Origin of the sequence: Alicycliphilus denitrificans K601, from assembly GCF_000204645.1 — a bacterium.
Classification (GTDB): Bacteria; Pseudomonadota; Gammaproteobacteria; order Burkholderiales; family Burkholderiaceae_C; genus Alicycliphilus; species Alicycliphilus denitrificans.
Genome location: NC_015422.1, coordinates 3,788,718 through 3,814,884, shown reverse-complemented (window position 1 = coordinate 3,814,884; position 26,167 = coordinate 3,788,718). Strand labels below are relative to the sequence as shown.

Here is a 26,167-nt window from a genome sequence, read left to right as displayed (position 1 = left end):
CTCTCAGGCGATCGAAGACGGATGCCGCGCTAGCGGCGTGACCTCGATCTGCAAGTACGGAAAGAGCGGAAGTGAGCTTAGTACCTCATGCAGCTCGTCATTGCTGGCACAGTCGAAGATGCTGATATTGGCGTATTGGCCGACCACACGCCACAGGTGCAGAAACTTGCCCTGCTGCTGCAGCTCGATGGCACGCGCTTTCTCGCGCTCCTTGAGCGATTGGACAAAGGCAGGATCCAGGTCGTGCGGAATGCGCACTTCCATGCGGGCACAGAACAGCATGCAAAGTCTCCTCGTTGAAAGCTGTGAGATAGGGATGCGGGGAAATCAGGCGATGAGCGCCGGCTCAAAAATCAGGTCTGCGCCGGTGGATGCGGCCAACTGCTCGCGCGTCACGCCAGGCGACAGCTCAATCACATGCAAACCATCGGCATGCACCTCCAACACCGCAAGGTCGGTGTAGATGCGTGACACACAGCGGCTGCCGGTCAGCGGATAGGTGCATTCGCGCAGGATCTTGTGCACACCGTTCTTGCCGACATGCTCCATGGTCACGAACACGCGCTTAGCACCGACGGCGAGATCCATAGCCCCCCCCACGGCCGGAATGGCGTTCGGATCGCCCGCATGCCAGTTGGCGAGGTCTCCACGCTCGGAAACCTGAAAGCCTCCCAGGACGCAGATGTCCAGATGGCCTCCACGCATCATCGCGAACGAGTCGGCGTGGTGAAAGAGCGCTGCGCCGGCCAGCAGGTGAATCGGCTCCTTGCCCGCATTGATGACGTCGGGATCGAACTGTCCTTCACCCGAACGGTGCCAACGGCCGAGCACGCCATTTTCGCTGTGCAGGATCACCTCGCGGTCGGCGGGGATGTGGTTGGCGACCAGGGTTGGCAGCCCGATGCCGAGGTTCACATAGGAACCCTCGGGAATGTCCCGCGCGACGCGCGCGGCGATTCGGTTGCGGACTTCGTTCATCATGCGGCCTCCCGGATCTGGATGGCGGCGCTGCGCTCGACCACGCGGCGTACGTATATACCCGGGGTCACGACGCTTTCTGGGTCGAGCTCACCGAGCGGGACGATGCTTTGCACGGACGCGACAGTGCAGCGTGCGGCCATGGCCATCACCGGACCAAAGTTGCGCGCCAACTTGCGGTAGGTTAGATTGCCCCAACGATCCCCGCACTCGGCTTTGACCAACGCGTAGTCCAAGTGTAGGGGCAGCTCCAGCACCTGTGGCTTACCGTTCAGCACGCGGGTTTCGCGCTGTTCAGCCAGCACGGTCCCGTAGGCAGTCGGTGTGAAGAATGCGCCAATGCCCGCCCCGGCGGCTCGGAGCCGCTCGGCCAGCGTGCCCTGGGGTACCAGTTCCAGCGCCAACTTGCCGCTGCGATACAGTCCATCAAACACATAGGAATCGGCCGACCGTGGAAACGAGCAGACCAGCTTGCGCGCCAGCCCTGCTTGCAGCAGGCGGGCCAAGCCGACTTCGCCACCGCCTGCGTTATTGCTGACGATGGTGAGTTCGTGCGGCGCGTGGTCGATCAATGCATCGATCAGGTCCAGCGGCACGCCAGAATTGCCGAATCCACCGATCCCCACGACTGCACCGTCCGGAATGTCGGCCAGCGCTTCGGCTGCGCTGGAGAACTGCTTGTTGATCACCTGTGATGTCCCTTCGTTGTGTGATGCGATCGTTGTCGGGACGGCATGTTGATCGCAGTGGCGCGACCCGGCAATTCGACTTTGCGAAAACCAGCGTTTCATCTTCTGGAGCACGGACGTTTGCGTGGCTGAAACATCGTCTTCGACAGAACGCAATGGCCGGCGCGCGCAGAGACTCCTAGCATCCCGCCGCTCGATCATCAATCCAAACACAGGAGACTTCATCAAATGAACAAGACACTCGCATACTGCCTGCTGGCAGCCTTGGGGTTGACAAGTGCCGCAGCACCGGCGTTGGCACAGGATTGGCCCAGCAAGGCCATCACCTTCGTAGTCGGCTATCCGGCCGGAGGCCCGGTGGACGCGCTGGCCCGGGCTCTGGGCCAGCGCCTGTCGGCGGAGCTTAAGCAGCCCGTCGTAATCGACAACAAACCGGGGGCCAACGAAATCGTAGCATCGCAGTTCGTTGCCAGGTCCAAGCCCGACGGCTATACGCTGTTCGTCTCGACCGAAGCGCCGCTGACGCAAAACCAGTTCCTGTACAAGAAGCTGGGCTACGTTCCAGAAACCGACTTGGTGCCCATCAGCCAGCTGATCCATGTGCCCATGGTGCTGGCCGTCCGGCCGGACTTCCCGGCTGAAACCGCCAAGGAATTCATTGCTCGGGCGCGCGCTCGCTCGAACTCGGAGCCCGTCAACTACGCATCGGCCGGAGTCGGTGGCGTGACCCATCTGCCCATGGCGATGCTCGGCAAGAATGAAGGCTTCCGGTGGAACCACGTGCCATATAAGGGCGCCGCGCCCATCTTGCCCGACCTGATGGCAGGACAGGTGGATGCGACCATGCTGGCCGTGGCCTTCCTCGGCCCCTACATCGTCGACAAGAAGATCAAGGGTCTTGCCGTTTCGGCCGAGCAACGGCCCAAGGCACTGCCCCATGTCCCGACCTTCAAGGAGCTCGGCATCAAGGACGTGCAAGCTGGCTTCTTGATCGGACTGACGGGCCCCAAGGGCTTGCCGCCGGCATTGGCCGTTCGACTGGCGAATGCGGCACGGGCCGTGCTGCAGGAGCAGGACTTCCGCGACAAGTACATCGACCCCTACGCCTACTCGGTGGTGGCCTCCTCCCCCACCGCATTCGCTCTGTACCTCCGTAACGACCGCACGGTGCAGGAGGAACGCGTGCGCGCCTCCGGTGCCACCCTGGATTGAACCATCAACGGCAATTGCCCCCCTCTGAAAGACTGAGCATGCCTTACCACATCGAAACCTGGGATGACATCGAACGCAGCCACTTGCGGAAGGAGTTGCGCCAAGTCCATCTGGCCTATGTACAGCAGCAAGCCGGCATCGTCCTGGCTGCGGGCGCCAAGCTCAACGACGACGGCACCGATGCCGGCGGCGGTGTCTATATCGTCGATGTGGATACGCGCGAGGAGGCCGAGCGCTTCATCGCCGGCGACCCCTTTCATGCCCACGGGCTGTTCCGCGAAGTGCGCGTGCAGCGCTGGCGCAAAGCCTTTTTCGACCGGCAGTGCCTAGTCTGAGCATACAGATCAAGGACTGTTCTTAGAGCGGCTAACAAAACGGTGCAAGATGGCGAACGCAGATGATGCAGCAAGCCAGAGAAAGCAGCGCGAGATGAATGTCGATGCGGCGCTCAAAGCGAGTCCGCAGCTTGCCCAAGGCAGCCAACCAGGCGTGCGTGCGCTCGACCACCCAACGATGACGCCCGAGCCTGTCATTGCGCTCGACGCCACGCCGGGCAATACGCGCCGTGATGCCCAGCTTGCGCAGGTGGGCGCGGCAACGCGCAAAGTCATAGCCCTTGTCGGCATGCAACTTGTGCGGCCAGCGTCTGGGCCGGCCACGACAGCCGCGCACCGTCGGCAAGGCATCGACCAGTTGCTCGAACACGACCGAGTCATGCCGATTGGCGCCCGTGACGCAAAAGATCGGAGGGATGCCTTGGCGCTCCGTGATGATGTGGCGCTTGCTGCCGAGCTTGCCCCTGTCCGTCGGGTTGGGGCCAGTGTGTTGGCCCCCCGGGGGCTGGCCACGCTGGCCGCATCCATGCTGGCACGGCTGAAGTCCAGCTTGCCGGCGCCGCGCAACTCATCTAGCAACAGCAGATGCAGGCGATGCCACACGCCTGCGGCTTGCCAGTCACGCAGACGCCGCCAGCAGGTCATGCCGCTGCCGAAGCCCAGCTCCTGGGGTAGCTCTTCCCAGGGAATGCCGGTGCGCAGCACAAACAGGATGCCGTTGAGGGCCATCTCGTCGCTCACCCGTGGACGACCGCCCTTGGCCGAGGCGACGACTACTGGCAACAGCGGCGCGACCTTCTTGAACAGCGCGGCGCTGATCTCTTTGTTCTTGTTTCGACCCATGCAGCGTCAAACGCCGATCAGGTGCTTCATGATGACATGGTTTTGTTAGCCGCTCTAAACCTGGCCGGCGCTCACGAATGCGCCGCCGTGCGCCCGATCTCGGGCCAGCGGTGGTGCAGGTAGACCCATGACAGCAGGCCCACGCCCATCATCAGCAGCGACGCCAGGGCCAGCAGCACGGTGGAGTGCATTACCAGCGGCGCCACCACGCCCGCCACCAGCCCGTTGGCCGTGGAGCCCACGAAGGCCTGCAGCGACGAGGCCATGCCGCGGCGCTGCGGGTACAGGTCCAGCACCAGCAGCGTGACCACGGGCACCATCAGCGCCCAGCCGAACGAGAAGATGCCGATGGGCCACATCGCCCACGCGGCGTGGGCCGTGAACAGCAGGTTGGCGCCCAGGTTCAAGAGCCCCATGGCCAGCATGATCACGAAGCCGTGGCGGATCTGGCGCTTGGGCGGGATGCGGCCCGCCAGCCGCCCGCTCATCCAGGCGCCGCCCATGATGCCGGAGATGGTGGTCATGAAGAACCAGAAGAACTGCGTGGGCGCGAGGCCCAGCAGGTCGCCCAGGAAGGCAGGCGCCGACAGCACGTACAGGAACATGCCGTTGAACGGCACGCCGCTGGCCAGCGCCAGCAGCAGGAAGCGCGGGCTCGTGCCCAGCTCCCAGTAGCCGCGCAGCAGGTGGCCCAGGTGCAGGCGCTGGCGGCCCTGCGGCGGCAGCGACTCGGGCAGCAGCCGCCAGTTGGCCAGCCACAGGAGCATGCCCACGCCGGTCAGGAACCAGAACACGCTGTGCCAGCCCAGGTGCACCGACAGCCAGCCGCCCACCATGGGCGCGATGGCCGGCGCCACGCCGAAGAAGATGGTCACCTGGCTCATCACCCGCTGGGCCTGGGTCGGCGGGAAGATGTCGCGGATCACCGCGCGCGACACCACGATGCCCGCGCCCGCCGACAGCCCCTGCAGCGCCCGGAAGACCACCAGCTGGCCGATGCTCTGCGACAGCGCACAGCCCATCGAGGCCAGCGTGAACACCGCCAGCCCCCACAGCACCACGGGGCGGCGGCCGAAGCTGTCCGACAGCGAGCCGTGGAACAGCGTCATGAAGGCGAAGGCGAACAGATAGGCCGACAGCGTCTGCTGCATCTGCACCGGCGTGGTGGCAAGGGCCTGGCTGATGGCCGGGAAGGCGGGCAGGTAGGTGTCGATGGAGAACGGCCCCACCATGCCCAGCAATGCCAGCAGGATGGCGAGGGCCCAGCGCGGGCCGCGCCAGAGGTCGGGGGCGTCAGGGTGCATGGTGGCAGGCGTGTGGCGCGGACGCCGTGCAAAGCGGCCGATTATGGGTCAAGCCGCGGGCGGCATGTGTCCGGCCCGGGTATTGGAAACTATTCTTTTGATAGCTGCCAGCGCTTGATGGTAAAGCGCTGGAGCCATAAAAAACTCAAGAATCCACGCCGGGGCCGCGTGGCATGCACGGGCGCAATCAGTGGCCGCCGTGCTTGCCATGCCCCCCGGCCGGCGCGGCCGCGGCGCCCAGGGCGCGCACGGGGGCCTGCAGTTCCTGCGACTGGCGCTGGCCGTCCTTGCCCTCGAAGACCAGGGTCAGCGGCACGGTGCCGCCCTGGGCCACGGGCTGCTTCAGGTCCAGCAGCATGATGTGGTAGCCGCCTGGCTTGAGCTCCACGGCCTGGCCGGCCGGCAGATCCAGCGCGGGGATGGCGCGCATCTTCATGACGTTGTCCACGAGCTTCATCTCGTGCACCTCGGTCACGCCCGCCACGGGGCTACTGGCGCCGACCAGGCGCATGTCCTGCGTGGCCGTTAGCCGCATGAAGGCGCCCGTGGCCTTTTGCTGGGGCACGGTGGCGCGGACCCAGGCGTCCTGCACGCTGACCTGGGCATGGGCCAGGCCGGACAGCAGCAGGGCGGCGGCGAGCGCCAGGCGGGGGGTGAGTTGCTTGGTTTGCATGGCAAATTCCTGTAATCGAAAAATGGGGACACGACGCAAGGCCGCCGCGTGGGGCGGTGGCCTGCAAGGCTTGAGGGTTTCAGGCCTGTACGGGCGGGGCGCGCGGCGGAAACGGCGCGCGGCTCAGCGGTGGCACGTGGGCCTGGCGCGGCGCCGGCGCGGCGCAGGGCGCCAGCTCCCGGGGGGCTGCCAGGGCCTGCACCGTGGCAGGGGGCAGCATGGACGGCAGGCACAGCGCGCATTCCAGCCCATGCGCACGCGTGTCCGTGGCGGAGTCGTTGCCGCCCTTCGCCACCCAGCGCGGGCCATCCGTGGCGCTGCAGACCCGCTCCATGCCTCCGGCATGCACCAGCGGGGACAGCATCGCCACGCCCAGCGCCACGGCAAAGCAGGCCAGCAGCAGGCGGGCCAGGTAGCGGGTGCGGCGCAGGGACTCCATGGAGGAGCATTATCGGCGCCCGCCGGGAGGGTTCTCTAGAACGGATCCGCCCCCGGAGGCACCAGCCGCCGCAGCGCGTTGCTGTCGCACAGGCGCCAGCTGCGGCTCTCCCCGCGGATCCAGCCCCTGGCCTGCCACTGCGCGAACAGGCGGCTGAGCGTTTCGGCGCGCACGCCCAGGCGGGCGGCCAGCTGGCGCTGGCTGGTGGGCAGTTCGATGCGCTCTCCCTGGCTGCCGGCCAGTGCCAGCACATAGGTGGCCAGGCGCTGCGGGGTGTTGCTGCGGGTGAGCCAGTCCACCTCGTTCACGCGCCGGTACAGGCGCAGGCTCAGGGCTTCGAGCAACCGCAGCGCCAGCGCCGGGTGGCGTTCGCACGCGGCGCGCACGGCCGTGCGCGGCAGGCGCCACACGCGCGTGGGGCCTGCCGCGCGCGCCGTCATGGGGTACAGGCCGTGGGGCATGAACATGGCTGCCTCGGCCACGAGGTCGCCGGCCTCGAAGCGGTGCAGCATGCGTTCGTTGCCGCAGGCGGCGAAGCGCAGCACCTCGACCGCGCCGTGCTCCACCAGCAGGCAGTGGCTGGCCACATCGCCCTCGAAGAACAGCGTCTGCCCGTCGCCATGGCTGCGCAGCCGCGCGTGCTGCGCCAGCTCGGCCAGCGCCGCCGCCGGCGCGCCGCTCAGCATGGGATTTGCGGCCAGCAGCGCCTGCATGCGGGCGCAGTCCGCGGCCGCGACACGACCGGCGGGCACGTTGATAAAAGTCATTCCGCATTCCCCTTAAGTGCTGGCATGCTGCGCGAATACGAATAAATCCCATTCATTTTAATTTCAACTCGTAGCATGACCTCTGTCCCGACCCCCGTCTGCCCGCTGCCGGTCCGTGTGCTGGCGCATTCCATGGCGTGCGCGCTGGCGCTGCTGGCGTTGCCGGCGCATGCGCAGCAGCCTGCCGCCGAGCTGCCTGCCGTCACCGTGCGCGCCGATGGCGCGGGCGAGGGCACGGCGCCGCTGCGCCCCTCGGCGCAGGCCGAGCGCGAGCGCCTGGAGCGCGTGCCCGGCGGCACCAACCTGGCCCTGCCGCAGCAGGAGTCCCGCCTGGCCACGCTGCGCGACGCGCTCGACTACCAGCCCGGCATCGTGATCCAGGACTTCTTCGGCGCCACCGACCAGCCGCGCCTGTCGATCCGCGGCTCGGGCATCCAGAGCAACCCGCTCAACCGCGGCGTGCTGCTGCTGCAGGACGGCATGCCGCTCAACGAGGCCGACGGCTCCTTCATCATCGGCCTGATCGAGCCGCGCAACGCCGCGCTCATCAGCGCGCGCCGCGGCGCCAACACGCTCACGCCGGGCGCCACCACGCTGGGCGGCGAGGTGGACTTCCAGTCGCTCACGGGCGCCGACGAGCGCGGCAGCGTGCGCGCCGAGGCCGGCAGCTTCGGCCGCAAGGCGCTGCAGGGTGCCGTCGGCCTGCAGGGCGCGCAGTGGGACGGGCGCATCAGCGTGAGCGGCGACCGCTTCGACGGCTACCGCCACCACTCCGCCTCGCAGCGCGAGGCGCTGCACGCCAACCTGGGCTTCCAGGGCGCGGGCGGGTTCGAGAACCGCACCTACCTCTCGTGGACCGACCTGGACTTCGACATCCCCACCGTGGTTCCCAAGGACCGCGTGCGCACCAACCCGCGCGGCGTGATGGGCGACGGCAACACGCCGCAGGACCAGCTGCTCAACGTCTACAAGCGCGACCCGCGCCGCGAGGCCACGCAGCTGCGCCTGGCCAACCGCTCGCGCTGGGGCAGCGACGCGCTGCGCCAGGAGCTGGGCGTGTACTGGCAGGACACGGACGACCTGTTCAACAACCAGACCAGCTATGCCATCACCCACAGCCGCACCACGGGCGCCCAGTGGCAGGCCAGCGGCGGGGCGGGCGGGCCGCTCGCCTGGCGCGCGGCGCTCGGCTGGTCGCGCAGCAGCATGGACCGCGACCTGGACGCGACCAACCCCGCCAACGGCACGCAGATGCAGCGCTTCGGCGCCTACGACCTCACGGCCGACAACCTGCAGGCGCAGTTGGGCGCCGACTGGCGCCTGGCGCCCGCCTGGACGCTCGTGGGCCAGTGGGGCTGGAGCCGCCAGTCGCGCGATGCCGCCAGCCGCCTGGACGGCCGCGCGCTGGACCAGCAGTGGACCTTCTCCACGCCCAAGATCGGCGTGAACTGGACGCCCGCGCCCACCGTGCGCTGGTGGGCCAACCTGAGCCGCAGCCAGGAGGCGCCCACGTTCTGGGAGATCGTCGCCGCCAACGTGGCGCCCAACGCCCCGGCCGCCGCCAGCAGCGAGCTGGTGCGCCTGAAGCTCCAGCGCGCCACCACGTTCGAGGTGGGCGGCCAGGGCCGCTGGGGCGAGGGCACGCGGGCGCTGCACTGGCAGCTGGCCGTCTACCGCAGCCAGGTGGCCGACGAGCTCATGAGCACCACCGACGAAAGCGGCATCAAGGTCGGTACCTACAACTACGCCGGCGGCACGCGCCACCAGGGCGTGGAGGCGGGCCTGTCGGGCAGCTGGCCGCTGGGCGCGGCCGGGGGGCTGGAGTGGCGCGGCTCGTGGACCTACAGCGACTTCCGCTTCAAGGAAGGCATCTACGCCGGCAACCGCATCGCCGGCGTGCCGCGCCACCTGATCAACGCCGAGGTGCTCTGGCGCGTGGCCACCGGCTCCGGCACCTGGCGCGTGGGTCCCAGCCTGCGCTGGATGCCCACGGACACGCCCACCGACCATGCCAACACCGCCGGCAGTGAGCAGGACGCCTACGCGCTGCTGGGCTTCAAGCTCGAATGGAGGAGCGGCCCCTGGACCGCCTACCTGCTGGCCGACAATGTGACCGACCGGCGCTACGCCAGCAGCTACGCCATCCGCAACCAGGCCACGGCCGCGCAGCCGGGCTACCTGCCGGGCCTGGGCCGCAACGTGGCGGCCGGGGTGACCTACAAGTTCTGATATGTCATCCTTTTCCTGTCTGAACCGCCGCGCGGCGCTGCGCGCGGCCGGCGCGCTGGCCCTCGGCGGCCTGCCGGCGGCGCGCGCGGCCGCCGCGCCGCTGCCGCGCATCGTGCTCTCCGGCCCGCCGGCCATCGTCTCGGCGCCGCTCATCCACATGGCCGAAACGAACGCGCTCGCGGCCGTGGCCGCGCAGACCAGGTTCACGTCCTGGCGCGACCCCGACCAGCTGCGCGTGATGGCCCTGGGCGGCAAGGCCGACGTGCTGGCCATGCCGAGCAACGTGGCGGCCAACCTCTACAACCGCGGCGCGGGCGTGACGCTGCTCAACATCTCCACCTGGGGCGCGCTGTGGATCGTCACGCGCGACGGCGCGCGCCGCACGCTGGCCGACTTCCGCGGCGAGGAGATCGCCGTGCCGTTTCGCGGCGACATGCCCGACCTGATGCTGCAGCTGCTCGCCGCCAGGCAGGGGCTGGACGCGCGGCGCGACTTCCGCGTGCGCTACGTGCCCACGCCCATGGAGGCCATGCAGCTGCTCATCACGCGCCGCGTGCGCCACGCGCTGCTGGCCGAGCCCGCCGTGTCGATGGCGCTGCGCAAGACGCAGTCCTTCCCCGTGGGCCTGATCGCCCCCGAGCTGCACCGCGGCGCCGACCTGCAGCAGGAATGGGGCCGCGTGTTCCAGCGCGCGCCGCGCATCCCGCAGGCCGGCATCGCCGCCGTGGGCGCGGTGCGCGCGCAGCCCGCGGTGCTCGCTGCCGTCGCCGAGGCCTATGCGCGCTCCGTCGCCTGGTGCCGTGCCAACCCGCTGGAGTGCGGCCGCATGGTGGCAGCGCGCATGGACTTGCTCACGCCCGAGGCGGTGGCGGACGCCGTCGCCACCAGCCAGCTCGACGCCGTGCCCGCGCAGCGCGCGCGCGCCGAGATCGACTTCTTTTTCCAGCAGCTGTTCGCGCGCGACCCGGCGCTGCTGGGCGGCAAGCTGCCCGACGACAAGTTCTTCCACACGCCATGAAGCTGCTCTGGCGCCTGCTGCGCGGCATGCCCGCCTACCTGTGGAGCGGCTGGGGCGCGGCGGCCAGCCTGCTGCTGTTCGTGGCGCTGTGGGAGCTGGGCGCGGGGCTGTACGGCCCGCTGATCCTGCCCACGCCGCTGGACACGCTGGCCACGCTGCGCGGCCTGGTGCGTGCCGGCGAGGCCTGGCCCGAGCTCGCCATCACCGCGCGGCGCGCGCTCACGGGCCTGCTGCTCGCGGCCGGCGTGGGCAGCGCGCTGGGGCTGCTGGCGGGCCTGTCGATGACGGCCTCGATGATGGCGCGGCCCTGGGTCACGCTGCTGCTGGGCATGCCGCCCATCGCCTGGCTGGTGCTGGCCATGCTGTGGTTCGGCGCGGGCGACGGCACGCCCGTGTTCACCGTGTTCGTGGCCTGCCTGCCGGTGGTCTTCATCGGCGCGCTGCAGGGCACGCGCACGCTGGACCACCACCTCAAGGACATGGCGCGCGCCTACCGCCTGCCGTGGCGCATGCGCCTCTTCGACCTGTACCTGCCCCACGTGGCGGCCTACCTGTTCCCCGCGTGGATCACGGCGCTGGGCTCGTCCTGGAAGGTGGCCGTGATGGCCGAGCTGCTGGCCACCAGCGACGGCGTGGGCGCGGCGCTGGCCGTCACGCGCTCGCACCTGGACACGAGCGCGTCGCTCGCCTGGATCTGCGCCGTGGTGGGCAGCCTGCTGGTGCTGGAGTACGCGCTGCTGGAACTCGTCAAGCGCGAGCTGGAGCGCTGGCGCAGCGCCGGCGGCGCGCCGCCCTCGGCCTGAACGGAAAACACAAAACCCCATGACGACCTCGCCCGCCACCCCACCGCCCTTGCTGCAAGTGCGCGGCCTGCACCATGCCTACGGGCCCACGGCCGTGCTGCAGGACATAGACCTGGACCTGCCCGCCGGGCGCATCGCCGCGCTCGTGGGCCCGTCGGGCTGCGGCAAGACCACGCTGCTGCACCTGTGCGCGGGGCTGCTCGCGCTGCAGCAGGGGCGCATCGCGCGGCCCGAAGCGGCCGTGGCCGTCATGTTCCAGCAGCCGCGCCTGCTGCCCTGGATGGCCACGCTGGACAACATCGCCCTGGGCCTGAGGGCGCAGGGCGTGCCGCGCGCGCAGCGCCGCGAGCGTGCGCGCGCGGCGGCGCTGGCGCTGGGCCTGCCCGAGGCGTCGCTCGCGCAATACCCGGCGGAGCTGTCGGGCGGCATGCAGAGCCGCGCCGCGCTGGCGCGCGCGCTGGTGCTGGAGCCGGCGCTGCTGCTGATGGACGAGCCGTTCTCCGCGCTCGACGTGGGCCTGCGCGGGCAGCTGCACCAGCTGCTGCTGGCGCGCCAGGCGCAGTCGGGCATGGCCGTGCTGCTGATCACCCACGACCTGATGGAGGCCGTGCGCCTGGCTGACGAGGTGCTGGTGCTGGCCGCCGCGCCCGGGCGCATCATCGCGCGCTACCGGCCGCCGGGCGAGGCGCGTGCGCGCGGCGAGGCCCTGGTGCACCGCTGCGCGGCGCAGCTCCTGCAGCACCCCGAGGTGCGCGCCGCGTTCGGCCTGCCGGAGCAGGACGCCCCGGACGCCGCCGGCACCCCGCCCGACGAGGAGGGCGGGGGCGCGTGGCTCCAGGCACCGCGCTGCGCGGCGCCCCGCGCCAGCCATGGCTGCTGAACAAGAATATCGATGAAAAATGCCTTCAAGGCTTGCTGGGAAAGCACTGGCAGCTCCCTTTTTTGAAATGCAAACCCCACGCAACCCCTTGCGCCGCGCCCATCCGGTCTGGATGTGCGGCATGCGCCCGTTCTTCCTGCTGGCCATGGTCTCGGCCCTCGGGCTGCTCGGCCTGTGGGGCCTGGCGCTGGGCGCGGGCCTGCCGCCGCCCCAGGTGGCGGGCGGGCCGATCGTCTGGCATGTGCACGAACTGGTGTTCGGCTTCGCCATGGCCGGTGTGGCCGGCTTCGCGCTGACGGCGCTGCCCGAGTTCACGGGCGAGGCGGGCGCCTCGCGCGGGCAGCTGCGCGCGCTGGTGCTGCTGTGGCTGCTCGCGCGCGCGGGCTTCTGGGCCTCGGGCTGGGCCGGCGCCGTGGCGCTGTGGCTGGCGGGCGCGGCGCAGGTGGCGCTGCCCCTGGCCGTGGCGGCGGTGCTGGCGCGGGCGCTGCGCTCGCCGGCGGGCCGCGCGCACGCCTCGTTCGGCTGGGCGCTGCTGGCGCTGGCGGGCATGGCGCTGGGCTTCTACGCCGACGCGCTTGGCGGCGCGCCGGGCCTGCGCTGGCTGCACGCCACGCTGGGCGTGCTCATGCTGCTGATCGTGGTGGCCGCGAGCCGCATCTCCATGCGCATGGTCAACCGCGCCATCGAGCAGGTCACGCCGGGCGCGCCGCCGTACCTTGCGCGGCCGCCGAAGCGCCACCTGGCGGCGCTGTGCATCACGCTGGCCACGCTCGCGCAGTTCGCGCGGCCGGGCAGCGCCCTGGCGGGCTGGCTGGCGCTGGCCGCCGCCGCCGCCATGTTCCATCTGATGAGCGACTGGCACGTGGGCCCGGCGCTGTGGCGCAGGCGCTTTCCGCTGCTGCTGTACGCCATGTACGCGTGCATGGCGCTGGGCTACGGGGCGCTGGGGCTGGCGTACCTGGGCGCGCTGCCGGGCACCGGCGCGGGCTGGCACCTGCTGGGCGCGGGCGCGGTGGGGCTGGGCGTGTTCGTGGTGATCGCCATCGCCGGGCGCGCGCATGCCGGCCTGCTGCCCGACCCCGGCCCGTGGGTGCCGCTGGGCGGCGCGCTGGTGCTGGCCGCCACGGCGCTGCGCGCGGCGGCGGCCGTGCTGGGCTGGGGCGGCATCGCCCTGGCCGCCGCGGCGGCGCTGTGGTGCCTGGCCTATGGCGTGCTGCTATGGCGCGTGGGCCCGGGCCTGTGGCGCCCGCGCACGGACGGGCGCGACGGCTGCGACGGCCCCGCGCCGTAGCGCGGGCAGGGGCCGTACCGGTTTGCCACGGTGTTGCACGGCCGCAACGAAACCCGGCGCCGCGGCGGCGGATGCGCCGCACCTGCTCCTCGCCTTTGATCTGGGTTAAAGAATTTAGATACGAATGACTATAATTCGTATTAACAAGTTCCTGTCCCGTGCACCCATCCGGCATGCCGCCTGCTCCCGACCCCGCAGGCGCTTTCGGCCGGCTGCCGCTGCGATGGCGCTTGTCATCTATCACCAACCCTTCCGCCCAGCCCCGCGCGAGCCCTTGCATGCCAGCGTCCAGCCATCGCGGTTCTTTGCCAGGACGCTCATGCTTCTCACACACTCCTTTGCCTTGCGCAGGCTTTGCCGCCCGCATCCCCTGGCCGTGGCCTCCACTGCCGCGCTGCTGTGCCTGGCCGGCGCCGCGCGCGCCGAAGTCGTGGCCGCCGCGCCGCTGCCCGCCGTCACCGTCACGGCCACGCTGACCGAGCAGGACGCGCGCACCGCGCCGGCCAGCGTCACCGTCATCACCGCCCAGGACCTGGCCGAGCGCAATGCCGCCGACCTGCTGGACGCCGTGCGCGGCGCGCCCGGCATCACCTTGAGCGCGCGCCAGGTGGGCGGGCGCAAGACGCTCGCCCTGCGCGGCCTGGAGGGCAAGCACACCCTCACGCTGATCGACGGGCGGCGCATCAGCGCCAGCGACGACGTGATCGGCCACTCGGACTACCAGTACGGCTGGCTGCCGATTTCGGCCATCGAGCGTGTGGAGATCATCCGCGGCCCGATGTCGGCGCTCTACGGCTCGGAGGCCCTGGGCGGCGTGGTGAACATCATTTCCAAGAAGCCCAAGGACCGCTGGATCGGCTCCGTCGGCGTCACCGGCTCGCACGCCGTGGGCAGCGACGGGGCGAGCGAGGCCGGCACGTCGATCTTCGCCGCCGGGCCGCTCACCGACCGGCTGCGCATGTCGGTCAACGCCGAGTACGCGCACCGCGATGCCGTGCCCGAGAAGGAAGACCCGCGCTACAGCGAGATCGAGGGCCGCAAGCCGCACAGCCTGGGGCTGAACGCCGAGTTCGACCTCGCGCCCGGCCACGTGCTGGAGGCCGGCGTGACCGACGGCAAGGAGCAGCGCTTCTACGACGACGTGAGCGGCGCCAAGCCCTACTTCAACCGCTACGACCTGGACCGCCGCCAGACGCACGTGGGCTGGAGGGGCGAGGTGGGCGGCTGGAAGACGCAGCTGCGCGCCTATCGCAGCGAGTTCAGCGTGCGCAACTCGCGCACCAACGGCGTGGCGCCCACGCGTCCGCAGGACATGACGGACGACGTGGTGGACGGCCATGCCAGCACGCGCTTCGGAAGCCACCAGTTCACCGTGGGCGGCGAGTGGCGCAACGAGGAGCTGGTGAACGCCGGCCTCACCACCGGCAGCGACGACGTGACGCACAAGGCCCTGTTCGTGCAGGACGAGTTCGCACTGGGCAAGAACCTGATCGCCACGCTGGGCCTGCGCGCCGACCACCACGGCATCTTCGGCTCCGAGCTGAGCCCGCGCGCCTACCTCGTCTGGGAGGCCGGCAGCGCGCTGGTCGTCAAAAGCGGCTTCGGCCACGCCTTCAAGGCGCCCACGCTCAAGCAGATATCGCCCAACTACGTGGGCGCAGAGGGGCCGCACACCTTCATGGGCAATGCCGATATCAAGCCCGAGACGTCGAACTCGTTCGAGATCGGCGCCGACTGGCAGGTGAGCCCCGCATGGTCGCTGCGCGCCACGGCCTTCCACACCGAGGTCAAGGACCTCATCACCTACCGCCTGCTGCAGCAGATCGGCCCACGGCGCATCTACCAGTACGACAACGTGGACGCCGCGCGCATCCAGGGGCTGGAGGCGGGCTTCACCTGGGCCATCACGCCGCAGCTCGCGTGGAACACCGACGCCACCTTGCTGCGCACGCGCGACAAGACCACGGGCAAGCGCCTGAGCGACAGGCCCAGCACCAGCGTGGCCTCCCACCTGGCGTGGCGCGTGGCCGGCTGGGATGCGCGCCTGGGCCTGCAATACACCGGCAGCCAGGACAGCTCCGGCTACCGGCTGCCCGCCTACACCCTGTGGAACGCCAGCGTGGGCCGCGCCTGGAAGCTCAATGCCACGCAGAGCCTGAACCTGCGCGCCGGGCTGGAGAACATGGGCGACGTGCGCCTGGCCGAGAAGTCGCCCAACTTCGGCTACGCCGAGCAGGGCCGGCGCGTGTTCGTGACCGCGCGTCTCGACTTCTGACTACGAAAGTAATAGCTGCTGGCGCTTGTCCATAAAGCGCAGGAGGCCAATTTGACTGGAAACCACAAGCTCCGCTGGCTGCTGTGCGCCGCGCTGCTCCTGCTGGCCGGCGCGGCGCGCGCCGCGTCGGTGCTGTTCATCGCCACGGGCAACGTGCCGCAGGGCAAGTTCCACCAGCTCGCCGAGATCGCGCGCCCGCACGGCCTGACCGTCGAGGTGCGCTACCTGAACAGCCTGCCGGCCGACGTGGATGCCGGCCTGTGGCGCGGGCGGGACGCCGTGTTCTTCGACAGCTACCAGCAGGACGAGGTGCGCGACCGCCTGGTGCGCGCGCTGCCCGGCCTGGCCGCGCCCAACGCCTGGCTGTACGACCAGCGCCCCGCCTGGGGCGGCGGCCTGCCAGAGGCCGTGGCGCGCAGGCTCATCGATTACTACGCCAGCGGCGGGCGGCAGAACTACGAGGGTTTCTTCTCCACGCTGGCGGCGCAGCTTGCCGGCGGCAACGCCATGGCGGCGGCGCCCGAGCCCGTGGTGTTCCCCAAGACGGGCGTGTACCACCCGCGCCTGCCGGGCCTGGTCACGGCCGACGTGCGCGCCTACCTGCGCGGCCAGGGCGTGGACCCGGCCGCGCCCGGGCGCAAGCCCGTGGTCGCCATTGCGCTGCACCAGCAATACATAGGCTCCATGCAGACGGCCTACATCGACGACATGGTCGCGCGCATCGAGGCCGGTGGCGCCGTGGCCCTGCCGTTCTACACGCCGATGATGGGCGAGGGCGGCTTTCCCAAGGTGCTGCAGCCCGCCGGCCCGGGCACGCCGGTGCTGGCCGACGTGCTCATCAACACCCAGATCACGCTCCTTGCCGACGAGCGGCGCACGGAGTTCGAGCGCATGGGCATCCCGGTCATCCAGGCCATGACCTACCGCCGCGGCGACGAGGCCGACTGGGCCGCCAACCCGCAGGGCGTGGCCACCATGGACGTGCCGTTCTACATGGCGCAGGCCGAATACGCCGGCATCACCGACATACAGGTCGCATCCGCCACGCGCAAGGGCGACGAGCAGATCATGCCCATCACGCCCCAGGCCGCGGCCGTGGCCGCCAAGGCGCTGAACCTGGTCAAGCTGCAGCGCAAGCCCAATGCCGACAAGCAGGTGGCCGTGATGTTCTGGAACTACCCGGCGGGCGAGAAGAACCTGTCGGCCTCGTTCCTGAACGTGCCGCGCAGCCTGCAAAGCACGCTGGCCGGCATGGCCGCCGCGGGCTACCGCACCGAGGTGCCCGACGAGACGCACCTGATCACCCTGCTGCAGCGCCTGCTGGCCCCGGCCTACCGCGGCGGCGAACTGGAGCCGCTGCTGCGCGACGGCCTGGCCGCGCTGCTGCCGGTGAAGGACTACCGCGCGTGGCTCTCCAGCCTGCCGCAGCCCACGCAGGACGCGCTGCGCAGCGCCTGGGGCGCGCCCGAGAAATCCCATTGGGTGATGCGCCAGCGCGGGCAGGACTATTTCGTCATCCCGCGCCTGCAACTGGGCCAGATCACCCTGCTGCCCCAGCCGGGCCGCAGCGGCATGGCCCCCGGCAGCCAGGACGCGCGCGCCAAGGAGAAGGAGATCTACCACTCCACCACCGACCTGCCGCCGCACCACTACCTGGCCACCTACCTGTGGACGCGCCAGCACAACGACGCCCTGGTGCACTACGGCACGCATGGCACGCAGGAATGGCTGCCGGGCAAGGAGCGCGGCCTGTCGGTGTACGACGCGCCGCTGCTGGCGCTGGGCGACATTCCCGTGGCCTACCCCTACATCGCGGACAACATCGGCGAGGCCACCCAGGCCAAGCGCCGCGGGCGGGCAACAATAGTCAGCCACCAGACCCCGCCGTTCGCCCCCGGCGGCCTGCACGACGCGCTGACCCAGATGCACGACCTGCTGCACCAGTGGCAGGCGCAGGACGAGGGCGCCGTGCGCGAGCGCATGGCCGCCGACCTGCTGGCCGCAGCGAAGAAGGAGCGCGTGATCGCCGACATGGGCTGGACCGAAGGCCGCGTCAAGGAGCGCTTCGCCGACTTCGTGCAGGCACTGCACAACCACCTGCACGAACTGGCGCAGACCGCCCAGCCGCAGGGCCTGCACACCCTGGGCCGCGCGCCCGAGGAACTGCACCGCCTGGGCACCGTGCTGCTCATGCTGGGCAAGAACTTCTGGGAGGCCGCGGCGCGGCACGCGGGCGTGCCCGCCGCCGACCTGGACGAGGCCCTGGTCGGCCCCTGGGACAGGCTGGAGAGAACCGCGCCTTACCAACTGTTGCGGCGCCACGTGGTCGCAGGCGAAAGCCTGGATGGCCTGAGCCCGGGCCTGCAAAAAGCGCTGCAGGATGCGCGCCAGGCCTATGCCAACCTGGGCGCGCAGGGGGAGCTGCCCGGCCTGCTGGCCGTGCTGGACGGGCGCTACCTGCCCACCTCCTACGGCGGCGACCCCATCAAAAGTCCCGACGCCTACCCCACGGGCCGCAACCTCTATGGCTTCGACCCCTCGCGCGTGCCTACCAGGCAGGCCTGGGAGGCCGGCAAGCAGGCCGCGGAGAACATGCTGGCCGAGCACAAGAAACTGCACGGCAAGCTGCCCAGGAAGCTCACCTTCAGCCTGTGGTCCGTGGAGACCATGCGCCACTTCGGCATGCTCGAAGCCCAGGCACTGTGGCTGCTGGGCGTGGAGCCCGTGTGGGACAGGGGCGGGCGCGTCACTGGCGTGAAGCTGGTCGAGCGCGAGCAACTGGGCCGCGCGCGCGTGGACGTGGTGCTGTCGGCCACCGGCCTGTACCGCGACCATTTCCCCAACGTCATGCAGCAACTGGCCCGCGCCGTGCTGCTGGCGTCCCGCGCCAGGGATGAGGCCGACAACCCCGTCGCCGCCAACAGCCAGCGCATCGCGCAAAAGATGATGGCCGCCGGCGCCGATGCCAAGGCCGCCGAGCTGGCCGGCGCCACGCGCATCTTCGCGTCCGAGAGCGGGCGCTACGGCACGGGGCTGGACGATGCGGCCCTGGCCACCGACACCTGGAAGGGCAAGGCCGAGGGCGACCGCAAGCTGGCCCGGCTGTATCTGGACAAGATGCAGTACGCCTATGGCCCCGACGAGTCGCAGTGGGGCCAGGCCGGAGTCGCCGGGGCCGCCGCGGCAGGCGCGGGCAAGGCTGGCAAGGCCGTCAACCTCTACGCCGAGCACCTGAGCGGCACCGAGGGCGCGGTGCTCTCGCGCAGCTCCAACCTCTACGGCATGCTGACCACCGACGACCCCTTCCAGTACCTGGGCGGCATCGCGCTGGCCGTGCGCCACCTGGACGGCAAGGCGCCCGAGCTCTACATCAGCAACCTGCGCGGCTCGGGCAGCGGCCGGGTCGAGGGCGCGGCGCAGTTCCTGGCCAAGGAGCTGGCCACGCGCCAGTTCCACCCTGGCTACATCCAGGGCCTGATGAAGGAGGGCTACGCCGGCACCCTGCAGGTGCTGGACGCCACCAACAACTTCTGGGGCTGGACGGCCACCGCGCGCGAGATCGTGCGCGACGACCAGTGGCAGGAGATGGTCGATGTCTACGTGCGCGACAAGCACCAGCTGGGCCTGAAAGACTGGTTCGAGACGAAGAACCCCCACGCCCTGGCCCAGACCATGGAGCGCATGCTGGAGGCCGCGCGCCAGGGCTACTGGCAGGCCGACGCCGCCACCGTGCGCGAGCTCAAGGAGCGCTGGCGCGACCTGGCCCAGCGCTTCGACGTGCGCACCGACAACGCGGCCTTCCAGCGCTACGTGGGCGCAGGGCAGGGGGCTGCGGGCTACGGCCTGGCGGCAGGCACGCCCGGCGCCACTGCCGCCGCGGCGCCCGCGCCCAGCGCGCAGGCGGCCGAACCCCCGCCCCAGGCCGATCCCTCCCCCGTGCCGCCCCCGCCGCCCATCAGCGGCATGCGGTTGGAGCAGGTACGGGAGCAGCCCCGCGACAGCGCCGTCCCCGCATGGCAGGCGCTGTGGGTGGCGCTGGTGCTGGGCGCCGTCATGCTGGGCGGTGGCTGGTGGCAGCGCAGGGGAAGGGTTTCAAGCAAATTGGCCTTTTGCGCTTGATACATAAGCGCTAACAGCTATTTATTTGGTAGCAAAATGTCTTTTCATACAACGGCGCACCGCTGTGCCGCCGGACTGCTGCTGGCAGCCGCCTGGGACAGCGCACAGGGCCAGCAGGGCGCGCCCGAACGCCAGTTGAGCGAGGTGACCGTGCACTCGGAAGGTAGCGCGCTTGACGAGCAGCGCAGCGCCGCCACGCAAAAAACCATCATCGACCGCGATGCAATCCGCGCCCTGGGCGGCCTGACCGTGGGCGAGCTGATCCGCAAGCTGCCCGGCGTAGACGCGGGCGAGCATGGCGCCGACGGCGGCATGAATGCGCGCGCCAGGGGCATGTCGCGCGCTGCCGTGCAGTTCCTCGTGAACGGCGAGCGCCCCACGGCCAACGCGCGCTTTGCGCTCACCGAGGTGGGGCGCATGCCCGCCGAGGAGTTGGAGCGCGCCGAGATACTGCGCGGCGGCTCGGCCGAGTTTGGCGGCGCCGCGCCCATCACTGTCAACCTCGTCATGCGCCGCCCGGTGGCGCGCGCGGCCACCAGCGTCAAGCTGGCGGCGGGCCAGCTCACGCTGTGGCCCAGCCTGTACTACAACGAAGGCGACCGCGACACGCGCCCCCAGCGCTTGGATGGCAGCCAGCGCCACGACAGCGAGGACAACCGCATCCGCATCGCCCGCCTGCGCAGCGAGGCCGAATGGCGCGCCTGGGGCGGCAAGTGGACCGGCCGCGCGGCCATCATGCAAGGCCAGCGCAACGCCGACCGCCTGCGCCAGGGCGGCACGGCGGCCTGGCAGGAACCTGCCGCATCTGGCCTGGACGCTCAAGGGCCAGACCGCGGCGCTGGGCCTGAACGAAACCCAGCGCGCCACCCTGGCGGCGCTGGCCTTCGAGGTGCGCGACCAGCTGCAGTCCCGGCTGGAGCAGGCCCGCGCCGCCGAGCAAGGCATCGCCCAGGCCGCGCTTGCGGGCGCCACCGTGCAGCAGCTCGCAGAGCGGCTCGACCGCCTGCAAACGCTCAAGCGCGAGGCCGCGCAGGTGCAGATCGATGCGGCCCAGCGCATCCGCGCCCAGCTTTCTGCGGCGCAGTACGCCCAACTGCGCCAGCGCGCCCAAGCCTCCCTGGCCGCTGCCCCGGCACCGGCCGAATATGCGCTGCTGCTGCCAGGCCATCTGCCGCACCTCATGCCGTTCGTGGCCCAGCTGGGCGCATCGGCCGAGCACCAGCAGTCCCTCTCGCGCTACGCCGACGAACAGGTACGCCCCGCGCTGCGCCCGCGCCTGCAGCAGGCACAGCAGCTGGAGCAGGAGATCGGCCGCGCCGTGCTGGACGGCCGCAGCGCCGGGGAGCTTGCGCCCCAGCTCGGCCGCCTGGCCCAGCTCAGGCGCGAGGCCGCAGAAATCCACCTGCGCTGCATCGCCCATGTGCGCCAGACCCTGCCACCCGAACAGTACGCGCGCCTGGTGGCGCTCGCCACGGCGAAGGCCTGAGAGGCCGAGCGTCTTTCACTCCAATTCCGCATTTCCCGCTTTTATCTTGCCGAGAACCATCCATGAGCCATTTGCTTGAATCCCTGATGTACCAGGCCAGCCAGGTCTTTCTATTCCCGACCCTGGTGGTCATCACCGTGCTGTTCGTCTACGCCTTCTTCCTGCTGGGCATGTTCGCCATGCAGTGGTGGCAGCGCCGCAAGGCGCAGGGCGGGCAGCCCACGCGCGGCCACCACCTGCTGACCTGGGCGCGGACCCGGCCGGGCGCCAGCGCCGACGAGCTGGACGTGAAGGCCCACCAGCTGCTGGAGCTGCCGCGCATCGCCACGCGCGTGGCGCCCATGCTGGGGCTGATCGCCACCATGATCCCCATGGGGCCGGCGCTCAAGGGCCTGTCAGACGGCAACCTGGGGCAGGTGTCGGACAACCTGGCCGTGGCCTTCGCGGCGGTGATCCTGTCGCTGATTGCCGCAGCCATCACCTTCTGGGTGGTGTCGGTGCAACGGCGCTGGCTGGCCGAGGAGCTGGTGTGGCTGCAGCGCCAGGGCGTGCGCACCCCGGCCGCGGGCCACATGGTGGAGGCAGGAGGCGAGGCATGAAGTTCCTGGACGAAACCGAGGCCGACGACCCCATCCTCTCGGTCGTCAACCTGATTGACGTGTTCCTGGTGGTGATCGCCGCGCTGCTCATCACTGTGGCGAAGAACCCGCTGCTCAGTCCGTTTTCCAAGCAGGACGTCACCGTCATCACCGACGCGGGCAAGCCCAGCATGGAGGTCATCCAGAAGCGCGGCGAGAAGATCGAGAAGTACAAGGCCAGTGGCGAGATCGGCGAAGGCGACGGCGAAAAGGCCGGTGTCGCCTACCGCATGAAGGATGGCTCCATGGTCTATGTGCCGGAGACGGGGGAGGGGCATTGATGTACCGAGGGCCGCAGCACTGCGGGCCACGAGAGCGGCCATGCCGCTGCCGGCTTGACTGGCGGGCGCTGCGGCTCCCTGCCCGCGGGGGGCCGCCAAGCATGGAGATATTCCCACCGTGGGAATAAAAGCAAAACCCCGCTACCGTAAAGATAGCGGGGTTTCGTTGTGTTTGTTGGTGGGCCCTGAAGGATTCGAACCTTCGACCAACGGATTAAGAGTCCGCTGCTCTACCAACTGAGCTAAGAGCCCTCTCTTTTCAGAGGCGCCGCGTTGCAGCGCAGCCCCGGATTATGCACCAGTTTTTTGTGCCTCCAGAAAAATTGCTGCAAAAAATCACATCAGCAGGTGCTCGCCCGCGTTGTCGCCGCCCAGGATCACGTAGTTCACCTTGCGGATGTCCATGAGCTTCCTGCCGCCCGCGTAGCTGATGGAGCTCTGGATGTCCTGCTCCATCTCGACCAGCGTGTCGGCCAGCCTGCCCTTGATGGGTTCGAGGATGCGCTTGCCTTCCACGTGCTTGTATTCGCCCTTGTTGAAGTCGCTGGCCGAGCCGTAGTACTCCTTGTACAGTTCGCCGTCCACTTCCACGGTCTTGCCCGGCGATTCCTCGTGGCCCGCGAACAGCGAGCCGATCATCACCATGGTGGCGCCGAAGCGCACGCTCTTGGCGATGTCGCCGTGGCTCCTGATGCCGCCGTCGGCGATGATGGGCTTGGTGGCCACGCGCGCGCACCACTTCAGGGCCGACAGCTGCCAGCCGCCCGTGCCGAAGCCGGTTTTGAGCTTGGTGATGCAGACCTTGCCCGGGCCCACGCCCACCTTGGTGGCGTCGGCGCCCCAGTTCTCCAGGTCGATCACGGCCTCGGGCGTGGCCACGTTGCCGGCGATCACGAAGGACTGCGGCAGGTGCTGCTTGAGGTAGGCGATCATGTCCCTGACGCTGTCGGAATGGCCGTGGGCGATGTCGATGGTGATGTACTCGGGCGTCAGGCCCTCGGCCTTGAGGCGGTCCACGGTGTCGTAGTCGGCCTGCTTGATGCCCAGCGAGATCGAGGCGAAGCAGCCCTGGGCGCGCATCTCGCGCACGAACTGCAGGTTGTCCAGGTCGAAACGGTGCATGACGTAGAAGTAGCCGCTCGTAGCGAGCCAGGCGCAGATCTTCTCGTCCACCACCGTCTTCATGTTGGCCGGCACCACCGGCAGCCTGAAGCGCCGCCCGCCCAGCTCCACGCCGGCGTCGCACTCCGAGCGGCTTTGCACGCGGCACTTGCGCGGCAGCAGCAGGATGTTGTCGTAGTCGAAGATTTCCATGAGGTTCCAAGCTCCTGTAGGGGCCGCCCGCAAGGGATTTCGCGGGCGGAAAGGGCGCTTGGCTTGCGGCCGGTTTTCATGGTGCGCAGGCGCAAAAAAACCGGGCGCAAGAAACTTGGGCCCGGTAATTGATTGTATACCTGTGCCGCGCGGCTTGCCTTTCAAGCCTGCGGGCGGCAAGGGGGTTTCTACAATCCCGGGATGCACTCCCCAGAATCGTTTCCGCCGGCGCCTGCAGCGCTCCTGCAAGGCCTGAATCCCGAGCAGCTCGCCGCCGTCACCCTGCCCGCGGGCCATGCGCTGATCCTGGCGGGCGCGGGGTCGGGCAAGACGCGCGTGCTCACCACGCGCATCGCCTGGCTGCTCTCGACCGGCCATGCCACGCCGGGCGGCATCCTGGCCGTCACCTTCACCAACAAGGCGGCCAAGGAGATGCTCACGCGCCTGTCCGCCATGCTGCCCATCAACGTGCGCGGCATGTGGATCGGCACCTTCCACGGCCTGTGCAACCGCATGCTGCGCGCGCACCACAAGCTGGCCGGCCTGCCGCAGTCGTTCCAGATCCTGGATACGCAGGACCAGCTCTCGGCCGTCAAGCGCCTGTGCAAGCAGTTCAACGTGGACGAGGAGCGCTTTCCCCCGAAGCAGCTCGCATACTTCATCGCCGGCTGCAAGGAGGAGGGCCTGCGCCCGCGCGACGTGGAGGTGCACGACTCCGACACGCGCAAGAAGGTGGAGCTCTACCAGCTCTACGAGGAGCAGTGCCAGCGCGAGGGCGTGGTGGACTTCGGCGAGCTGATGCTGCGCTCCTTCGAGCTGCTGCGTGACAACGACCCCGTGCGCGTGCACTACCAGCGGCGCTTCCGGCACATCCTGGTGGACGAGTTCCAGGACACCAACAGGCTGCAGTACGCCTGGCTCAAGCAGCTCGCGGGCGACGTGGTGGACGGGCGCCTGGTCACCCAGGGCGGCGTGATCGCCGTGGGCGACGACGACCAGAGCATCTACGCCTTCCGCGGCGCGCGCGTGGGCAACATGCAGGACTTCGTGCGCGAGTTCGACGTGCGCCACCAGATCAAGCTGGAGCAGAACTACCGAAGCTACAGCAACATCCTCGACTCGGCCAACGCGCTGATCGCACACAACAGCCGCCGCCTGGGCAAGAACCTGCGCACCACGCAGGGGCCGGGCGAGCCCGTGCGCGTGTACGAGGCGCCCACCGATCTGGCCGAGGCGCAGTGGATCGTGGACGAGATCCGGCAGCTCGTGCGCGAGGGCCCGATGCCGCGCAGCGAGATCGCCGTGCTCTACCGCAGCAATGCGCAGAGCCGGGTCATCGAATCGGCCCTGTTCAACGCCAGCGTGCCCTACCGCGTGTACGGCGGCCTGCGCTTCTTCGAGCGCGCCGAGATCAAGCACGCGCTGGCCTACCTGCGCCTGCTGGAGAACCCGCACGACGACACGAGCTTCATGCGCGTGGTCAACTTCCCGCCGCGCGGCATAGGCGCGCGCACGCTGGAGCAGCTGCAGGACGCCGCGCGCGGCAGCGGCTGCTCGCTGCACGACGCGGTGAGCAGCGTGCCCGGCAAGGCGGGCGCGAACCTGGGCGCCTTCGTGGCCATGGTGGATGTGATGCGCGAGCAGACCCAGGGCCGGAACCTGCGCGCCATCATCGGCCAGGTGCTGGAGTCCAGCGGCCTGCTGGAGCACTACCGCAACGAGAAGGAGGGCGCGGACCGGCTGGAGAACCTGGACGAGCTCATCAGCGCGGCCGAGAGCTTCGTCACCCAGGAGGGCTTCGGCCGCGACGCCGTGGCCCTGCCGCTCGACGAAACGGGCGCGGCGCTCACGCAAAGCCCCGCCAGCCAGGGGCTGGACCCGAACCGGCCGCTCCTGCAGCAGCCCCTGGTGGACACCGACACGGGCGAGACGCTCTCGCCCCTGGCCGCCTTCCTCACGCATGCGGCGCTGGAGGCAGGCGACAACCAAGCCCAGGCCGGGCAGGACGCGGTGCAGCTCATGACCGTGCACGCCAGCAAGGGCCTGGAGTTCGACTGCGTGTTCATCGGCGGCATGGAGGAGGGCCTGTTCCCGCACGAGAACGCCATGAGCGACCAGGGTGGCTTGGAGGAAGAGCGCCGCCTGATGTACGTGGCCATCACCCGCGCGAGAAAGCGCCTGTACCTGAGCCACGCGCAGACCCGTTTGCTGCACGGCCAGACGCGCTACAACGTCAGGAGCCGCTTCTTCGACGAACTGCCCGAGGAGGCGCTCAAGTGGCTCACGCCCCGGCAGCAGGGGTTTGGCTCTTATGCTCCTGATTCAAGAGCTGCAAGCGCTTATGGTGCGGGCGCCAGGGCCGGTTTTGGCTTCAACGCCGCGGCCTTCGCCAGCCCACCCGTGCCGCCGCGCAAGGAGGAGCCCGCCCACGGCCTGCGCGTGGGGCTGGCGGTGTTCCACACCAAGTTCGGCGAGGGCAAGGTGCTGGCCATCGAAGGCCAGGGCGACGACGCGCGCGCCCAGGTGCACTTTCCGCGCCACGGTACCAAGTGGCTGGCGCTGTCGGTGGCCAAGCTCACGGTGGTCGAGTAGG

22 protein-coding genes, 1 tRNA gene and 1 pseudogene are annotated in these 26,167 nt (G+C 69.7%); 14 read left to right on the top strand and 10 right to left on the bottom strand.

Annotated elements, in window-relative coordinates; all coding sequences use genetic code 11:
* Positions 1-3: 3 nt before the first annotated feature.
* Genes catC through ALIDE2_RS18185 form a run of 3 tightly spaced genes read right to left on the bottom strand, consistent with a single transcriptional unit; the run spans position 4 to position 1,667 of the window.
* Positions 4-282 (bottom strand): muconolactone Delta-isomerase, encoded by a 279-nt coding sequence (catC, locus tag ALIDE2_RS18195; RefSeq protein ID WP_013722838.1) that lies wholly within the window; start codon positions 280-282, stop codon positions 4-6.
* Between the two features lie 45 nt (positions 283-327).
* Positions 328-981: a 3-oxoacid CoA-transferase subunit B gene (locus ALIDE2_RS18190; protein WP_013722837.1), complete on the bottom strand. Its 654-nt coding sequence runs from the start codon at positions 979-981 to the stop codon at positions 328-330.
* On the bottom strand, positions 978-1,667 hold the full coding sequence (locus ALIDE2_RS18185; RefSeq protein ID WP_013722836.1) for a 3-oxoacid CoA-transferase subunit A: 690 nt from the start codon (positions 1,665-1,667) through the stop codon (positions 978-980). The genes ALIDE2_RS18190 and ALIDE2_RS18185 overlap by 4 nt, the downstream gene beginning before the upstream one ends.
* A gap of 228 nt (positions 1,668-1,895) precedes the next feature.
* On the opposite strand from ALIDE2_RS18185, the gene ALIDE2_RS18180 reads away from it, so the two are divergent.
* Entirely contained in the window at positions 1,896-2,879 is a 984-nt protein-coding gene (locus ALIDE2_RS18180; protein WP_013722835.1) for a Bug family tripartite tricarboxylate transporter substrate binding protein, read from the top strand.
* Positions 2,880-2,917: 38 nt separating this feature from the next.
* Entirely contained in the window at positions 2,918-3,214 is a 297-nt protein-coding gene (locus ALIDE2_RS18175) for a YciI family protein (protein ID WP_013722834.1), read from the top strand.
* Positions 3,215-3,245: 31 nt separating this feature from the next.
* Here the strand turns inward: ALIDE2_RS18175 and ALIDE2_RS24650 are convergent.
* The 5 genes from ALIDE2_RS24650 to ALIDE2_RS18150 all read right to left on the bottom strand — a co-directional run bounded on the left by ALIDE2_RS24650 (position 3,246) and on the right by ALIDE2_RS18150 (position 7,240).
* Positions 3,246-4,057 (bottom strand): IS5 family transposase gene (locus ALIDE2_RS24650; protein ID WP_085945353.1). Its coding sequence is split into 2 segments (ribosomal slippage): positions 3,246-3,721 and positions 3,721-4,057, totalling 813 coding nucleotides; the frame shifts between segments, so codons are not numbered across the junction.
* Positions 4,058-4,128: 71 nt separating this feature from the next.
* Positions 4,129-5,361 (bottom strand): multidrug effflux MFS transporter, encoded by a 1,233-nt coding sequence (locus tag ALIDE2_RS18165; RefSeq protein WP_013722832.1) that lies wholly within the window; start codon positions 5,359-5,361, stop codon positions 4,129-4,131.
* A gap of 187 nt (positions 5,362-5,548) precedes the next feature.
* Entirely contained in the window at positions 5,549-6,034 is a 486-nt protein-coding gene (locus ALIDE2_RS18160) for a copper chaperone PCu(A)C (RefSeq protein ID WP_013722831.1), read from the bottom strand.
* A 79-nt stretch (positions 6,035-6,113) separates the two neighbouring features.
* Positions 6,114-6,473, bottom strand: coding sequence for a DUF2946 family protein (locus ALIDE2_RS18155; protein ID WP_013722830.1), 360 nt, complete (start codon positions 6,471-6,473; stop codon positions 6,114-6,116).
* Positions 6,474-6,508: 35 nt separating this feature from the next.
* On the bottom strand, positions 6,509-7,240 hold the full coding sequence (locus ALIDE2_RS18150) for a Crp/Fnr family transcriptional regulator (RefSeq protein WP_013722829.1): 732 nt from the start codon (positions 7,238-7,240) through the stop codon (positions 6,509-6,511).
* A 75-nt stretch (positions 7,241-7,315) separates the two neighbouring features.
* On the opposite strand from ALIDE2_RS18150, the gene ALIDE2_RS18145 reads away from it, so the two are divergent.
* The 11 genes and pseudogenes from ALIDE2_RS18145 to ALIDE2_RS18095 all read left to right on the top strand — a co-directional run bounded on the left by ALIDE2_RS18145 (position 7,316) and on the right by ALIDE2_RS18095 (position 22,260).
* Positions 7,316-9,469, top strand: a complete 2,154-nt coding sequence (locus ALIDE2_RS18145; protein WP_013722828.1) for a TonB-dependent receptor family protein — start codon at positions 7,316-7,318, stop codon at positions 9,467-9,469.
* A 1-nt stretch (position 9,470) separates the two neighbouring features.
* Positions 9,471-10,487: an ABC transporter substrate-binding protein gene (locus ALIDE2_RS18140; RefSeq protein ID WP_013518103.1), complete on the top strand. Its 1,017-nt coding sequence runs from the start codon at positions 9,471-9,473 to the stop codon at positions 10,485-10,487.
* Positions 10,484-11,290, top strand: a complete 807-nt coding sequence (locus ALIDE2_RS18135) for an ABC transporter permease (protein WP_013722827.1) — start codon at positions 10,484-10,486, stop codon at positions 11,288-11,290. The genes ALIDE2_RS18140 and ALIDE2_RS18135 overlap by 4 nt, the downstream gene beginning before the upstream one ends.
* A 19-nt stretch (positions 11,291-11,309) precedes the next feature.
* Entirely contained in the window at positions 11,310-12,170 is an 861-nt protein-coding gene (locus ALIDE2_RS18130; protein ID WP_013722826.1) for an ABC transporter ATP-binding protein, read from the top strand.
* A 67-nt stretch (positions 12,171-12,237) separates the two neighbouring features.
* Positions 12,238-13,461, top strand: a complete 1,224-nt coding sequence (locus ALIDE2_RS18125; protein ID WP_193353128.1) for an NnrS family protein — start codon at positions 12,238-12,240, stop codon at positions 13,459-13,461.
* Between the two features lie 319 nt (positions 13,462-13,780).
* Positions 13,781-15,736 (top strand): TonB-dependent receptor plug domain-containing protein, encoded by a 1,956-nt coding sequence (locus ALIDE2_RS18120; RefSeq protein WP_013722824.1) that lies wholly within the window; start codon positions 13,781-13,783, stop codon positions 15,734-15,736.
* A 51-nt stretch (positions 15,737-15,787) separates the two neighbouring features.
* Positions 15,788-19,855, top strand: a complete 4,068-nt coding sequence (cobN, locus tag ALIDE2_RS18115) for a cobaltochelatase subunit CobN (protein WP_013722823.1) — start codon at positions 15,788-15,790, stop codon at positions 19,853-19,855.
* Positions 19,856-19,891: 36 nt separating this feature from the next.
* A pseudogene (locus ALIDE2_RS25805) lies at positions 19,892-20,284 on the top strand (TonB-dependent receptor plug domain-containing protein); the annotation flags it as partial.
* A 196-nt stretch (positions 20,285-20,480) separates the two neighbouring features.
* The gene (locus tag ALIDE2_RS18105; RefSeq protein ID WP_238530049.1) at positions 20,481-21,341 is read left to right on the top strand and encodes a hypothetical protein; all 861 of its coding nucleotides are present in this window, start codon (positions 20,481-20,483) and stop codon (positions 21,339-21,341) included.
* Between the two features lie 62 nt (positions 21,342-21,403).
* The gene (locus ALIDE2_RS18100; protein ID WP_013722821.1) at positions 21,404-21,940 is read left to right on the top strand and encodes a MotA/TolQ/ExbB proton channel family protein; all 537 of its coding nucleotides are present in this window, start codon (positions 21,404-21,406) and stop codon (positions 21,938-21,940) included.
* A complete protein-coding gene (locus ALIDE2_RS18095) occupies positions 21,937-22,260 on the top strand; it encodes a DUF2149 domain-containing protein (RefSeq protein WP_013722820.1) in 324 nt (107 codons plus the stop codon). Before ALIDE2_RS18100 ends, ALIDE2_RS18095 begins: the two co-directional genes overlap by 4 nt.
* A gap of 176 nt (positions 22,261-22,436) precedes the next feature.
* On the opposite strand, the gene ALIDE2_RS18090 is transcribed toward ALIDE2_RS18095, so the two are convergent.
* Positions 22,437-22,512: transfer RNA gene (locus ALIDE2_RS18090), tRNA-Lys, on the bottom strand.
* An 84-nt stretch (positions 22,513-22,596) separates the two neighbouring features.
* Positions 22,597-23,574 carry a GMP reductase gene (locus ALIDE2_RS18085; protein ID WP_013518166.1) on the bottom strand — a complete coding sequence of 326 codons (978 nt, stop codon included), beginning with the start codon at positions 23,572-23,574 and terminating at the stop codon, positions 22,597-22,599.
* Positions 23,575-23,775: 201 nt separating this feature from the next.
* Between ALIDE2_RS18085 and ALIDE2_RS18080 the strand changes: the two genes are divergently transcribed.
* A complete protein-coding gene (locus ALIDE2_RS18080) occupies positions 23,776-26,166 on the top strand; it encodes a UvrD-helicase domain-containing protein (protein ID WP_013722819.1) in 2,391 nt (796 codons plus the stop codon).
* The last annotated feature ends 1 nt before the right edge of the window (position 26,167 follow it).